11 protein-coding genes are annotated in these 13240 nt (G+C 70.0%); 4 read left to right on the top strand and 7 right to left on the bottom strand.

Annotated features, from left to right (window positions below; all coding sequences use genetic code 11):
- Positions 1 to 8: 8 nt before the first annotated feature.
- Positions 9 to 1181 carry an acyl-CoA dehydrogenase family protein gene (locus LKD76_RS07435; protein ID WP_227980297.1) on the bottom strand — a complete coding sequence of 391 codons (1173 nt, stop codon included), beginning with the start codon at positions 1179 to 1181 and terminating at the stop codon, positions 9 to 11.
- A gap of 417 nt (positions 1182 to 1598) precedes the next feature.
- Here LKD76_RS07435 and LKD76_RS07430 point away from each other — a divergent pair, with 417 nt between their 5' ends.
- Positions 1599 to 2249, top strand: coding sequence for a class I SAM-dependent methyltransferase (locus tag LKD76_RS07430; RefSeq protein ID WP_227980296.1), 651 nt, complete (start codon positions 1599 to 1601; stop codon positions 2247 to 2249).
- Here LKD76_RS07430 and LKD76_RS07425 read toward each other — a convergent pair.
- Positions 2246 to 4126 carry a DEAD/DEAH box helicase gene (locus LKD76_RS07425; protein ID WP_227980295.1) on the bottom strand — a complete coding sequence of 627 codons (1881 nt, stop codon included), beginning with the start codon at positions 4124 to 4126 and terminating at the stop codon, positions 2246 to 2248. The two genes, LKD76_RS07430 and LKD76_RS07425, sit on opposite strands and share 4 nt — an antisense overlap.
- 295 nt (positions 4127 to 4421) lie before the next feature.
- On the opposite strand from LKD76_RS07425, the gene LKD76_RS07420 reads away from it, so the two are divergent.
- On the top strand, positions 4422 to 5273 hold the full coding sequence (locus tag LKD76_RS07420; RefSeq protein ID WP_227985136.1) for a carbon-nitrogen hydrolase family protein: 852 nt from the start codon (positions 4422 to 4424) through the stop codon (positions 5271 to 5273).
- 12 nt (positions 5274 to 5285) lie between these two features.
- Positions 5286 to 5930, top strand: a complete 645-nt coding sequence (locus tag LKD76_RS07415; protein WP_227980294.1) for a phosphoribosyltransferase — start codon at positions 5286 to 5288, stop codon at positions 5928 to 5930.
- A gap of 112 nt (positions 5931 to 6042) precedes the next feature.
- Here LKD76_RS07415 and LKD76_RS07410 read toward each other — a convergent pair whose 3' ends face one another.
- Genes LKD76_RS07410 through LKD76_RS07390 form a run of 5 tightly spaced genes read right to left on the bottom strand, consistent with a single transcriptional unit; the run spans position 6043 to position 9829 of the window.
- Positions 6043 to 6582 (bottom strand): gamma carbonic anhydrase family protein, encoded by a 540-nt coding sequence (locus LKD76_RS07410; protein ID WP_227980293.1) that lies wholly within the window; start codon positions 6580 to 6582, stop codon positions 6043 to 6045.
- 6 nt (positions 6583 to 6588) lie between these two features.
- Positions 6589 to 7332 carry an ESX secretion-associated protein EspG gene (locus LKD76_RS07405; protein ID WP_227980292.1) on the bottom strand — a complete coding sequence of 248 codons (744 nt, stop codon included), beginning with the start codon at positions 7330 to 7332 and terminating at the stop codon, positions 6589 to 6591.
- Between the two features lie 51 nt (positions 7333 to 7383).
- Positions 7384 to 8736, bottom strand: coding sequence for a WXG100 family type VII secretion target (locus LKD76_RS07400; RefSeq protein ID WP_227980291.1), 1353 nt, complete (start codon positions 8734 to 8736; stop codon positions 7384 to 7386).
- On the bottom strand, positions 8729 to 9163 hold the full coding sequence (locus tag LKD76_RS07395; protein ID WP_227980290.1) for a hypothetical protein: 435 nt from the start codon (positions 9161 to 9163) through the stop codon (positions 8729 to 8731). Before LKD76_RS07395 ends, LKD76_RS07400 begins: the two co-directional genes overlap by 8 nt.
- Before the next feature lie 15 nt (positions 9164 to 9178).
- The gene (locus LKD76_RS07390) at positions 9179 to 9829 is read right to left on the bottom strand and encodes an alpha/beta hydrolase (RefSeq protein WP_227980289.1); all 651 of its coding nucleotides are present in this window, start codon (positions 9827 to 9829) and stop codon (positions 9179 to 9181) included.
- 191 nt (positions 9830 to 10020) lie between these two features.
- Between LKD76_RS07390 and LKD76_RS07385 the strand changes: the two genes are divergently transcribed.
- On the top strand, positions 10021 to 13239 hold the full coding sequence (locus LKD76_RS07385; RefSeq protein WP_227980288.1) for an AAA domain-containing protein: 3219 nt from the start codon (positions 10021 to 10023) through the stop codon (positions 13237 to 13239).
- Position 13240: the final 1 nt, after the last annotated feature.

Here is a 13240-nt window from a genome sequence, read left to right as displayed (position 1 = left end):
GCTACGCCTCACAATCCGAGGATGGTGGAGGCGATGATGGTGCGCTGCACCTCGTTCGAGCCTCCGTAGATGCTGGTCTTGCGGTAGTTGAGATACGTCGGCCCGGTGCGCTGCGCCCAGTCCGGCGCGGCGATATCGGCCGCGGCGACCGGCACCGCATCCGGACCGGCGACATCGAGCATGAGCTCGGTGGCGGCCTGCTGCAATTCGGTGCCCCGCAGCTTCAGCACCGACGAGACCGGATTCGGCTTACCCTCGGCGGAATTGGCCACCACTCGCAGCAGGGTCAGCTCCAGTGCGAGCAATTCGTTCTCCAGCTCCGCGACGCGAGAGGCGAAGACCGGATCCTCGAGCAGCGTGCCGGAACCCGATGCGATCCGCGCCGCATGCTCCTTGGCGGTCGCGACCACCACCTTGGTGCGGCCCACGCCCGCGATACCGGTGCGCTCGTTGCCGAGCAGGAACTTGGCGTAGGTCCAGCCCATGTTCTCCTCGCCGACCAGCTGATCGGCCGGGACCCGGACATTCTCGAAGAAGACCTCGTTGACCTCGTGATGACCGTCGATCAGTTTGATCGGCCGCACGGTGACCCCGGGCGAATTCACGTCGAACAGCAGCATCGAGATACCGGCCTGCTTCTTCGGCGCATTCGGGTCGGTGCGGACCAGGCAGAAGATCCAGTCGGCGTACTGGGCCAGGGTGGTCCAGATCTTCTGGCCGTTGACGATGTAGGAGTCACCGTCGCGCACCGCGGTGGTCCGCAGCGAGGCCAGGTCGGATCCGGCGTCCGGCTCCGAGAAACCCTGGCACCACCAGATGTCGAGCGCCGCGGTCGGCGGCAGGAAGCGCTGTTTGAGCTCCTCGGAGCCGAACTGCGCGATGACCGGCCCGATCATATTGGCGTTGAAGGTCAGCGGCTCGGGCACACCGGCCAGCTGCATCTCGTCTTCCCAGATGTGGCGCTGCATGGAGGTCCAGTCCTGACCACCCCACGCCACCGGCCACTTCGGCACCGCGATGCCCTTGCCGTGGAGCAGCTTGTGCGCGGTGACTATGTCGTCGCGGGAGAGCTCCCGGCCGCTGGTGACCTTGTCCCGGATCTCGGCCGGAATCTCGGTCCGGAAGAACGTGCGCAGGTCGTCCCGGAAGGCCACCTCATCGGGTGACAGGGCAAGTTTCATGGGCATCTCCCACCGTATTCGTAGGTCCGAATCGAATCTACGCCTCGACACGAACCACATGTCGACCGGATCATAAACGACGAATCGCGCGCTTCACGCCGATGGGATGCCACAGGATACCGTCGGGTAACCAGCTGAACCGTTAGGTTGCGACAAAGAAGGGCCCACCCTGCGGAATTCGCGGCCGAGCAGTTAAGTTAATGGAAATTCGCATCCACTGTGGGACAGTTCCGCGCGGCACGCGCGGGTGGCGGGGCGCCCGTCCCGCAGCGTCGGCCGGTTCGATTTATCGCACACCCTCCGGCGCGTGGACGGCGTTTTGCCGATTCCGCAAATTTTCTTGCTGCCCGCACCGATTCGGCGCGATGCTCGGATGCGGTGCCGCCCCCGGCCCAACCCATCGTGACGAGGAGTCTCATGTCCGCCACATCCCCGACCGAACCCGCCCTGTTCTGGGAGCAGCGCTACCGCGACAGCGACCGGATCTGGAGCGGCAACCCCAACCCGCTGCTGGTCCGCGAGACGACGGACCTTCGTCCGGGCCGGGCTCTGGATCTGGGCTGCGGAGAGGGCGCGGACGCGGTCTGGCTGGCCGGCCGGGGCTGGCAGGTGACCGGAGTCGATATCGCGGCGACCGCGCTGACCCGCGCGGCCGCCCATGCCGAATCCGCCGGTGTCGCCGACCGGATCTCCTGGCAGCGCCACGAATTGGGCGTCACCTTCCCCGAAGGCACCTACGACCTGGTCAATGCCCAATTCCTACAATCGCCGGTCGCCCTGGACCAAGACGGGGTCCTGCGCCGCGCCGCCGATGCGGTGGCATCCGGCGGCACCCTGCTGATCGTGATGCACGGCGGCTGGCCGACCTGGATGACACCGGACGAATATCCCTTCGACGCGGAATTCCCCACCCTCGACGGAGTTCTGGAGAGCCTGAACCTCTCCGCCGAATGGACGGTGACGACCCACGAGCCGGTGCGACGGCCACTGACCGCGCCGGACGGCCGCACCGGCACCCGCGTGGACAACGTCTGGCGGCTGACCCGTGCGGACGCCGCGGAACGTTAGCTCCGAGGCTTGCGGCGATCGTATTTGCGACCACCCTCGCGGCGGGGGCCGCGCGGCATCGCGCGGTGCGACGGCGGGCCCTGATCCAGCTGCAACTGGATCAGGACACCGCTGATCCGGGTGCGGCGCAAGGCGTCCAGCGTCTCCGAGGACAGGTCCGCGGGGAGCTCGACCAGGCTGTGATCGGGCCGGATGCTGATATGTCCGAAATCGCTGCGACGCAGGCCGCCCTCATTGGCGATCGCCCCGACGATCGCACCGGGAACCACGCGGTGACGTTTGCCGACCGCGATCCGATAGGTCGCCATCTCCGCACCGGTGGCGCGATGACGCTGCGGCCCTTCGGGCCGCCGCTCGCGCTCTTCGCGCGGCGCACGTTCACGCCGCGCCGGGCGGATCGGCTCGATCTCGGGCTCCATGAAGAAGTTCTCGCCGTCGTGGCCGCCGACGGCCAGCGCCGCGGCGATATCGGCCAGCGGGATGTTGTGCTCGGCCTCGTAGTCCTCGATGAGCTTGCGGAACAGCGCGAGATTCGGCGACGAGAGGTTCTCGGTGATCGCGTCGTGGAACTTGACCACGCGCTGCGCGTTCACGTCGTCGACGCTGGGCAGCTGCATCTCGGTCAGCGGTTGCCGGGTCGCGCGCTCGATGGCGTCGAGCAGGCGGCGCTCGCGCGGTGCGACGAACAGCAGCGCCTCACCCGTGCGGCCCGCGCGTCCGGTACGACCGATGCGGTGCACGTAGGACTCGGTGTCGTGCGGAATGTCGTAGTTGACCACATGGGAGATGCGGTCGACATCGAGTCCGCGGGCGGCGACATCGGTGGCGACGAGGATGTCGAGAGCGCCGGACTTCAGCTGCCCGATCGTGCGTTCACGCTGGTTCTGCGCGATATCGCCGTTGATCGCGGCCGCCGAGTACCCGCGCGACCGCAACTTCTCGGCCAGTTCCTCGGTGGCCTGCTTGGTCCGCACGAAGATGATCATCGCCTCGAACGGCTCGACCTCGAGGATGCGGGTCAGAGCGTCGAGTTTGCGCTGATAGGACACATGCACCCAGCGCTGGGTGATGTTGGTGTTGGTCGAGGTCTTGGATTTGACCGTGATCTCGACCGGATCCTTCAGATACTGCTTGGAGATCTTGCGGATCACCGCCGGCATGGTCGCGGAGAACAGCGCGACCTGCTTCTCGGGCGGAGTGTCGCGCAGAATGCGCTCGACATCCTCCTGGAAGCCCATCTTCAGCATCTCGTCGGCCTCGTCCAGGACCAGATACCGCAGCTGGGTCAGGTCGAGTGTGCCGCGTTCGAGATGGTCGATGACGCGGCCCGGCGTGCCGACGACGACCTGCGCGCCGCGCCGCAGGCCCTGCAGCTGCACCGCGTAGTTCTGGCCGCCGTAGATCGGCAGCACATGGATGCCCGGCAGATGCGCCGAGTAGCGGCCGAAGGCCTCGGCCACCTGGATCGCCAGCTCACGGGTCGGCGCGAGCACCAGCGCCTGCGGCGGCTTCGGCCGTTTGTCCAGCCCCATCAGGATCGGGATCGCGAACGCGGCCGTCTTACCGGTTCCGGTCTGCGCCAGGCCGACGACATCGGCGCCGGCCAGCAGCGGCGGGATCGTGGCCGCCTGGATCGGCGACGGCGACTCGTAGCCGACATCGGCGATGGCCGCGAGCAGCCGATCGTCGATGCCGAGATCGGCGAACGACGGTTCGGATGCGTCGCCGCGCTCGGGTGAGCCGCCGCCCGCGGGCGCGGTGCTCCCGTCGCGGTACCCGGTGGCGGCGTCCGCGGGCCCTTCGTGGATGCGCTCTGCTGCGCCTTCGGGCCTGTCGCCCCCGCCGCTGGGTACGCTGTCGACCGATGAGTTGTTCATATTGACCAGCAGTTTAATGCCTCGTGGTGGCCGCCCGGACCATCGGGCCAATACGGTGAGACGTATGCAACCGCAGCAGCCGCCCCCGCGCGCCGTTCCGGAATCCGCCGAACCCCTGCGGCCCACCGCATCTGCGCCCGGCGAGCCGAATTCACCGTCGGACGCCGATGTCGGCACGAGTGACGAATCAGACACCCTCGATCCCGCCGGAACAACCCGCGATCCCGCGCCGATCGTGGTCACCTACTCGTCCACGATCGATGCCGGGCGCCCGGCACCGGCCACCGCGGTCGGTGTGGAGGAACGGCCGCGACCGCAGCCCGCCGCGGCACCGGCCCCCGCGCAGGCCGTCGATATCGCGGTGGTGCAGTTCGGCCCGTACACCGACAAGGCGGCCAATCTCGCGACCCTGCGCGCACACGTCCGCGCCGCAGCCGGACACGGCGTGAAAGTTGTTGTCGCCCCGGAGTACTCGATGTTCGCGGTGAAGCGGCTGGATGAGCGGGTGGTGGCGGCCGCCGAACCCGTCACCGGCCCGTGGGTGAGCGAATTGCGGGGACTGGCCGCCGAATTCGGCGTGCACGTGGTCGCCGGTGTCGTCGAGTCGCCGGGCGGGGAGCAGGGCGAGCGAATCTACAACACACTGGTCGCCGCCGGTCCCGATGCCGAGTTCGCGGCGATCTATCGGAAGGTGCATCTCTACGACGCCTTCGGTTTCCGTGAATCGGAGGTGGTGGCGCCCGGGCCGATCGAGGATCCGGCCACCTTCGCCGTGGACGGCGTCGTCTTCGGCCTGCAGACCTGCTTCGATCTGCGCTTCCCGGAGGGATGCCGCCGGGTCGCCGCCGCGGGCGCGCACGTGCTGCTACTTCCGGCGCAATGGATTCCGGGTCCCGGGAAACTGGACCAGTGGACCACTCTGCTGCGGGCGCGGGCCATCGAGAACACGGTCTACGTGGCCGCCGCCGACCACTGCGCGCCCCGGGGCGCGGGCGGGTCGATGATCGTCGACCCGGCCGGCAATCTCCTGGCCGAACTGGGCGATGCCGACGGCATCGCCACCAGCCGCGTCGACCTGGATCACCTGCGGCAGATCCGCACCACCAACCCCAGCCTGAGCCTGCGCAGATTCACCATCGAGCCATAGACTGAGGGCACCATGATCTATCCGGATCGGAGGGCCGCCGGTCGCACGCTGGGTGCATCGCTGACACACCTGCGCGCGTGGAATCCCCTGGTGCTGGGCCTGCCCCGAGGCGGGGTACCGGTCGCGGCCGCGGTGCGGGAGGTCATCGGCGGAGATCTCGACGTGTTGCTGGTGCGCAAGCTCGGCGTGCCCTGGCAGCCGGAACTGGCGATGGGCGCGATCGGTGAGGGCGGGGTGCGGGTCCTCAACGAGGATGTGGTCTCCCAGACCGGGGTGCGCGACGATCAGATCGCCGCGGTGGAGGCCGCCGAACGCGCGGAGCTGTCCCGCCGGGAGGACATGATCCGGTCACAGGTGCCGCGGGTGCCGGTGCGCGACCGCACGGCGGTGATCGTCGACGACGGTATGGCGACCGGTGCGACGGTGGCCGCGGCCTGCCGGGTCGCGAGCTCACATCGACCGCGCTGGATCACGGTGGCGGTGCCGGTGTCCTCGATCGAGGCGATGGATCGGCTGCGCGGGCTGGCACAGGAGATCATCTGCCCGCTGGTCCCGCGCTCCCTCGGCGGGGTCGGCGGCGCCTATCGCGATTTCCATCAACTCGGCGACGAGGAGATGCTGGGCCTGCTGCGGTCACCGCCGCCCCCGGGCGACTGACGAGTCGACCCCGGCGTCCGAATCGCCCGCCACCGATCCGGACGCCTCTCGACCGGTGGCCGCTCCCGGGTCGCGGGAGCGGATTCGCCGCACCGTCGCCCGCGAGCGCGGATTACTCTGCCGCCGTATCGATCTCGCGGATGCCCTCGCGATGGCGCTCGGCGAGTTCCGCGTAGTATTCGGGGTTGATCTTGACCCAGCCTTCGGCCTGCGTTCCGGCGATGGGGCGCTTGACCTCGGCGGGTGCGCCCGCCGCGAGGACGTGGTCGGGGATCACGGTGCCGGGCTGGACCAGGGAGTGCGCGGCGATCATCGAGCCGGCGCCGATTGTGGCCATATCCAGCACCGTACTGCCGTTGCCGACGATCGCCTCCGCGCCGACACTCGCCCCGTGCAGGACCACGCTGTGCGCGATGGTGGCACCGGGCCCGACCTCGACGGCCACCTCGGGCGGGGTGTGAATCACGCTGTTGTCCTGCACATTCGCGCGCTCGCGCACGATGATCGGCGCCAGGTCGGCACGCAGCACCGCGCCGTACCAGATCGAGGCCCGCGCCTCCACCCGGACATCGCCGATCAGGGTGGCGGTCGGGGCGACGAAGGCGGTGGGATCCACCTGCGGCCGCTTACCTTCGAATTCGTAACAGGGCATGCGTTCTCACCATTCGTTGTTGTCCGCGACCAGACGCTCCGCGGCCGCGACCATCGGACGTAGTTGCGCGGCGAAGGTTTCCGCGGTGACGCCGACGATGTCGACCTCGGCGCGGGTGCGCACCGCGTAGCGGCCGTCGTCGACGACATCGATCCAGCACAGCACGGCGAGGGCACGCATGGTGTCGTCGGGGCGGCGCGCGGAGACCACGATCTGGCCGATTCCGTCGCGGGGCTGTTTGAGCAGCCGCCGCATGCGCGCGGTGTTCGACGGCCCCGCGACCGGCACCGTGACCAGATCCCGGCTGTCCTCGCGGACCCGGTCCAAGGGTGCGGTGCGGCGCGGTTCGGTACCGGGCCCGTTCTCCGGCAGCAGGGAAACGACCCGGGCGGCAAGGGTTTTCGAATTGCCCACGAACAGCCGGATATCGCCGCCGCGATCGGGCCGGGCGCCGTGGCGCTGGGCCGCGACCACCGTGATGTGTCCCGCCGCGGTGCCCAGAACCCGCACCGGCCGTACCTCGCCGGTGCCCTGTTCGCCGAAGACCTCGATCCGGATGGTGGGGCGGGCGAGCACTCGCAACGCCGCCTCCAGGTCGGGATCCAGCGCGGTGCCGGACCATTCGGTCAGCGCGGGAAGTTGCGCGGCCCGTTCGACATTGTCGCGCGCGGACAATCGCACCGCGAGCGGATACGGAATGCGGTCACCGTCGATACGCTGCCAAGCCAGGGCGAACTGATCAGGCGTCAACGTCCATTTCACCGCGGGTGGACCACCCGCGCCACACCGGCCGAACGGCGGTCAGTCATCCTCGGACCATTCGCCGAGTACGGGTGGCGTGGTCGGACCGAGTTGCCCGACCAGCTCGCCGCCGGGTTCAGCCGGTTCGAGAAAGGTCGGCTCGTCGAATTCGGCGAAGTAGTCCTCGTCGTCGTCCTCATCGTCGTCGAGGCGCGGCGGCCTCACCGGCGCGGGGCCGGAGGTTCCCTGCCGGACGGCGTCACCCGCCGCGAACGCGCCACCCGCCAGACCGCCGACGATTCCGGCGCCCATACCGGATACGGCGTCGGTGCCGGAGTTGCGGTCGTCGCGCTCGTCCCGCTTGGCCGGATCGGAATTCTGGGCATTCGCCGGTGTGGTGGCGCCGCTCGTCGCGGTGGTCACGGTGGCCACACTCGGCACCCCGGCCGGGGCCGCCGGGACAGGCATCGACTTCGCCGGCGGTTTTCGCTGTGGCGCAACCGGATCGACGACCATCGCGGGGCCGGGCCCCGACACCGGTGCGACCGCCGGCTGGACGGTTCCCGGTACCGCGGGGGCGGTGACACGCGTCGCGGGTTCGACACCGGAGGGGACGGTCGCGGCGGCCGGGGCGACCGCGGCCGGGCGCTCGACGGGCTGCTCGCCGGGCCGATCGTCGCCCGGTCGATCGGGATCGGCCGCCGGCGCCTGCGGCCCGCCGGGCAGCTCCCCCGCTTCCGCCGCCACCCGCGGCGTCGGCGTACCGACCAGATCCGCGCTGCCGCCGCCGGGTGCCGTCGTCTCGTCCGGACCGGGCGGGGCGACAGCGGGATTCGGATACATCCCGCCCTCGGGGAAGGCCGGCACATTGTCGCCCGTGGGCAGGAAGACACCCGCGTAGACGGAATCCATCACCCGCACCGCGTCCAGGCGCAGGTTCTCGGCGCTCTTCTGCAGCGCGCTGTTGGCGGTGGCCTGTTTCGGATCCAGCAGGGCCGCCTCCAGATTCGGCACATCGGCCATCTGCTGCGAGACGGAGGCGCGCAATGTCTCGGCCGCGTCGTTGGCCTGTCCGAGCCGCCGCCCGACAACCGCCATCACATCGGACAGATTCTGGCCCAGCCGCTCGAAGGCCGTCACCGCATCCGCCGCCAGCTGTGCCGCGCCACCGCGCCAGCCGTCGGCGATGGCGCCGCGGATCTCGGTATGCGCCGACTGCACCGCTTCGGCGAGCCCGGCCGCCGACTGCTGCCATGCCTGCCGGCCGGCGGTGAGTACCTCCGGGTCGAGGGCCTGCACCCCGCGCTGGATATCGACGTGGGTGAGGTTGTCGAACACCTCGACCGTGGTGGCGTAGTTCGGGTCGGTATGCCCCTCGGCAGGCGGGGTGCCGTTACCGCTGACCCTATGCATGGCCGACCCCCACCGGTTGCGTCGGCTGCACAGTGACCGGCGGCGGCGCGGCGCGGCCGATCGCGGCCGCCGCATCGCTGTCGTGCCGGGCGTACGCGTCCGCGGCGGCCCGCAGGGTCTGTGCCAATTGCCGTGCGGCATCGGCGTATTCGCGGAGCCGATCGACCGCGTCGGCGGCCTTGCCCTCGAACCCGCGGCGCAGCGCGGCACCCGATTCGAAGCCCCCGAATCCGGGCAGGGTGGCGGCCCCGCCGAGCGTGCGGATCTGCAGTTCGACCTGTTCGGCGAGTGCTTCGTAGCGGCGCGCACAGCGTTCGTGTGTGCCGTCACCGACCAGGACCCCGTCGATCCACAGCTCGCCGTCGTCGACCGCCTGGGTCAGTGCGCGGACATCGGTACCCAGATCCCCGGCCTCTTGTGACTGCATCGCGGTCCCCCTTTCTCAGCCCACTTCCGTGGCGCCGTGCCGACGATCCGCGACCGCGCGAATCCACTCCGCGATATCGGCGGTCACTGCCGCGTGCACCGGCTCGTGCAGCAAATCGTGCCCGGCGTCGGCGTACTCGTGCAACCCCACCGACCGATGCCGCGCCGCCCAATCGCGTACCGCGTCGATCGGCGCCCGGCGGTCGTCGACACCGTGCAGCGCCAGAACGGGCAGTTCGGGCGGCGGTACAACGGATGGGTCGAGCGCACGTTTCGGGGTTCCGGTCAGAACCGATCCCGCGCACCCGGACAGTTCCGGAAGTCCGGCCGCCACCAGGCAGCTCGCCGCGCCGAGTGAATGACCCGCGAGGAAGAACGGCACGCCCGGACGCTCGGCTCGCGTCAGGGCGGCGAGGGCGGCGGCATCTGCCGCCAGTTCGGTGAGGGTGCCGGGCGCCTCCGGATCGCCTTCACTGAGCCCCTGGCCCGCGGTGTCCAGGCAGCGGGTCTCGATCCCCCATCGGCCGAGAGCCCGGCCGAAACGGTGATAGTGCCCACTGTGCTGGCCGGATCCCGGGAGGAACACGACCACGGCCACCGGGTCGGCGGAATCCGACGGCCGGCACCGGTAGTGCAGCCGGCCGCGCGCGCCCTGGAAGTACGGCATCGCACCATTGTTCGCGATCGTCGGCAGCCGGGTGAACTCGGTCCGATATCCGACACGCCCCCCTCACGCCACGCCGTGCGACCTCGAATGATTACGCTGATGCGCGACTCGGGACGCCGGCGGTGCGTCGGCCGCGTGCGGGTATCCGGAACTCAGGAGGGCCGCGATTGATTTTGTTCGGTGATCGTGTCGTGTGCAGCACCGATGACCTGGTGAGGGCAGCGCGCTGCGAATTCGCGCTGTTGCGCGCGTTCGATACCGAACTGGGCCTTGTTCTTTCGCCGGATTCCGCCGATGCGCCGGGCATCCGGCTCGGGTCCCAGGACGTCGCGCGGGAAGCGTTCGAGGATCTGCGCGCCACCTTCGGCGAAGCGGTCGAGATCGCCGCACCGGCGGCGCACACTCCCGCCGAACTGACGGCCGCGCACGACCGGACCGTGGCCGCACTGCGCGACGGTGTCCGCGCGCTGGCCGGCGCCACCTTCTTCGCCGACGGCTTCGCCGCCGGATGCGCCGTCATCGCCCGCACCGACCCGGACGCGCCCCTCATCCTGTACGGCCACCACGACCGCGCCGAGGTGGCGGCCCTCATGGAGCTGGCAGCGTGTGCGCAGATGTTGCGGGCCAACGGGTTCACGGTCGATCCGCTGGTGCGTCTGCGTGACGAATCGGGTGCCGAGCGGATCCACGAACTGGCCTACGCCGAGCCGGTCCACACGGCCCGGCGGATCCGGCTGTCCGCGATCCTCTCCGCCAAACAGGACGAACTGCTGCCCGTGCAGTGGGGAGATCGCCGCTATCTGGCCTGCGGACACTGTGCGCGCTGCACCGCCGAACTGGTCGCCGGGCGGGATCTGCTGCTGGTGGCCGGAATGCGTCCCACGGTCCGGGCTCAGCTGCGGGACGCGGGAATCACCACCGTCGACCGGCTCGCCTCGGCCGACTCCTCGGTGACCGGTGTGGCAGTGCAGACCCTGTCGGCGCTGCGACGGCAGGCCGAACTGCAGCTGCGCCGGGAGCGGACCGGGCGATCGGCCTACGCGGTCACCGACGCGGCGGCCTTCGGTGAGCTGGCCCGCCCCGACACCGGCGACGTCTTCGTGTCGGTCTCCGGGTCGACGGTCGGGGTCGGGGTCACCGCGCGCGGCGCCGACGGGGGCGAGGGCGTCTTCCTCTTCCACGCGTTCAGCACGCACGATCCGGTCGCACTGCTGGAATTCCTCGCCGACCGGCAGCAGCACCACCCCGAACTACGGATCTACCACTACTGCTCACCGATCCGCACGTTGCTGGCCGATCTGTGCGCCCGCTGCGGCGCGGATGAGGAAACCGCCGACGAACTGCTCGGCGCGCTCCTGGATCTGTACCCGATCGTGCGTTCGGCGCTGCTGATCGGCGCCCGGTCCTACGCCCTGCCCGAGGTGCTCGACCTGCTCGATCCCGACGCGGCGACGGTCGGCACTGATCTCGAATCCGCCTGTGCGGCAACACTGCGCCTACGCGAACGACTCCACGAACTCGCGGCCTGCCACGATGTGCGCCCGTGTCCGGTCCCCCGCCGGACCCTCGCCGAACAGCCCGCCGCGGTCGAGGCCGCGCTGCGCGAGTTCGCCTACGACTACGACGAGACCCGAAGCACCGCACAGCAAGCCGCCGCGATGATGGCCGCGGTGCTCGGCTATCACCGCCGGGAACGCCAGCCGCTGCACTGGGCGCACGAGGATCGCCTGCATCGTCCGATCGGCGAATGGGCCGACACCCCGGGCGTTCTCGTCGCCGACTGGGCCAGCGTGGACACCAAATGGCAGCATGCGGACAACCGGCCGATGCGGCGTTATCTCAAGCTGACCGGCCGCTTGGGCACCGGCCGTCCGCCGCCGCCGGGCACCGCGGTGCGCACCCTCTACGACAGCCCCGTCCCCGATCTGCCCGCTACGCCGGGCCGTCGCGCGACCGCGGCCGCCACCGTGCTCGGCTGCGCCCTGGACGACAATTTCGACGATGTGGTCCGGGTGGAGGAGGTACTGCCGCCGGGTTGCGCGCCCTTCGACGAGTTGCCGGTCGCCATCGTCCCCGATCCCCCGGGCCGGGACGAGAATCTGGAACTGACACTGACCTCGGTCGCCCACGAGCTGCTGGTCAGCCTGCCACAGGTGCCGCATACGGCCACCTTCGATCTGCTGTGCCGGCGGCGGCCGCGGCTGCGCGCCACCACGTCGCTGCCGCAGGTCTTCGGCGATTACGCGGCGGCCGTCACTGCGGCGGTACTCGATCTGGACTGCTCCTATCTCGCGGTCCAGGGGCCCTCGGGTACCGGCAAGACCGATACCACCGCACGCGTGATCGAACGACTCGTCACCCGATACAAATGGCGGGTCGGCGTTGTGGCGCAATCGCATTCGGCCGCCGAATCCCTGCTGGACGCCGTGGTCCGGGTGGGCGTGCTGCCGGAGCTGGTCGCCAAATCGGATGTGCACACGGTGGCGCCCGAATGGCTGGGTATCGCGGCCGATCGGTACCCCCGATTCCTCGACAATGCCGTCAACGGATGTGTGATCGGTGGTCTGCCGGGCGATTTCATCGACCCCGACCAGGTCGCGCCGTCGAGTCTGGATCTGCTGGTGATCGCCGACGCCGGATATTTCCCGCTGGCCCAGGCGATCGCGGTGGGCGCGGCCGCGCGCAATCTGCTGCTGCTCGGCGATCCGGCGCCGCTGCCCGCGGAGGGGCTGCATCCGGAGCCGGTGGAAGAGTCGGCGCTCGGGCGCATCGTGGGTGAGGCTCCCACGCTGCCCGCCGATTTCGGATACTTCCTGGAACGCACGTGGCGGATGCATCCGCGGTTGTGCGGGCCGGTGTCGCGGCTGCGCTACGGCAATCGGCTGCGATCCAACGAAACCGTCACGCTCGCACGCGAACTCGAGGGAGTGCCGCCCGGCGTCCGGGCCGTTCCGGTCGAACATCACGGCAACAGCACCGAATCCGCCGAGGAGGCCCGCGAGATCGTGCGGCAGGTCCGCGCGCTGCTGGGCCGCGACTGGCGCCAGGGCGTCCTCACCCGGCCGCTGCATCCGCACGACATCCTGGTCGTGACGCCCTACCACGCGCAGGTAGCACGGATCCGAACCCTGTTGTCGCGGGCCCGGATCGAGGATGTGGTCGTCGGCACCGCCGATCGGTTCCGGGGCCGGGAGGCCGCGGTCGTCCTGATCTCGATGACCACCTCGGCGCCGGCGGACGCACCGCACGGCATGGACGAACTGCTGTCACGGCACTGGCTCACGACCGCGGTGTCGCGGGCGATGTGGTCGGCGATCGTCGTCGCCTCACCGCTGCTCACCGACTACCTGCCCGAAACTCCCGGACAGCTGCCCGATCTGGCGGCGTATCTGGAACTACTCGGCGACTGAG

The sequence above is a fragment of the Nocardia spumae genome (assembly GCF_020733635.1).
GTDB classification, from domain to species: domain Bacteria; phylum Actinomycetota; class Actinomycetes; order Mycobacteriales; family Mycobacteriaceae; genus Nocardia; species Nocardia spumae.
The sequence above is the reverse complement of the archived record's forward strand: the minus strand, read 5'-3'. Positions and strand labels throughout refer to the sequence as shown.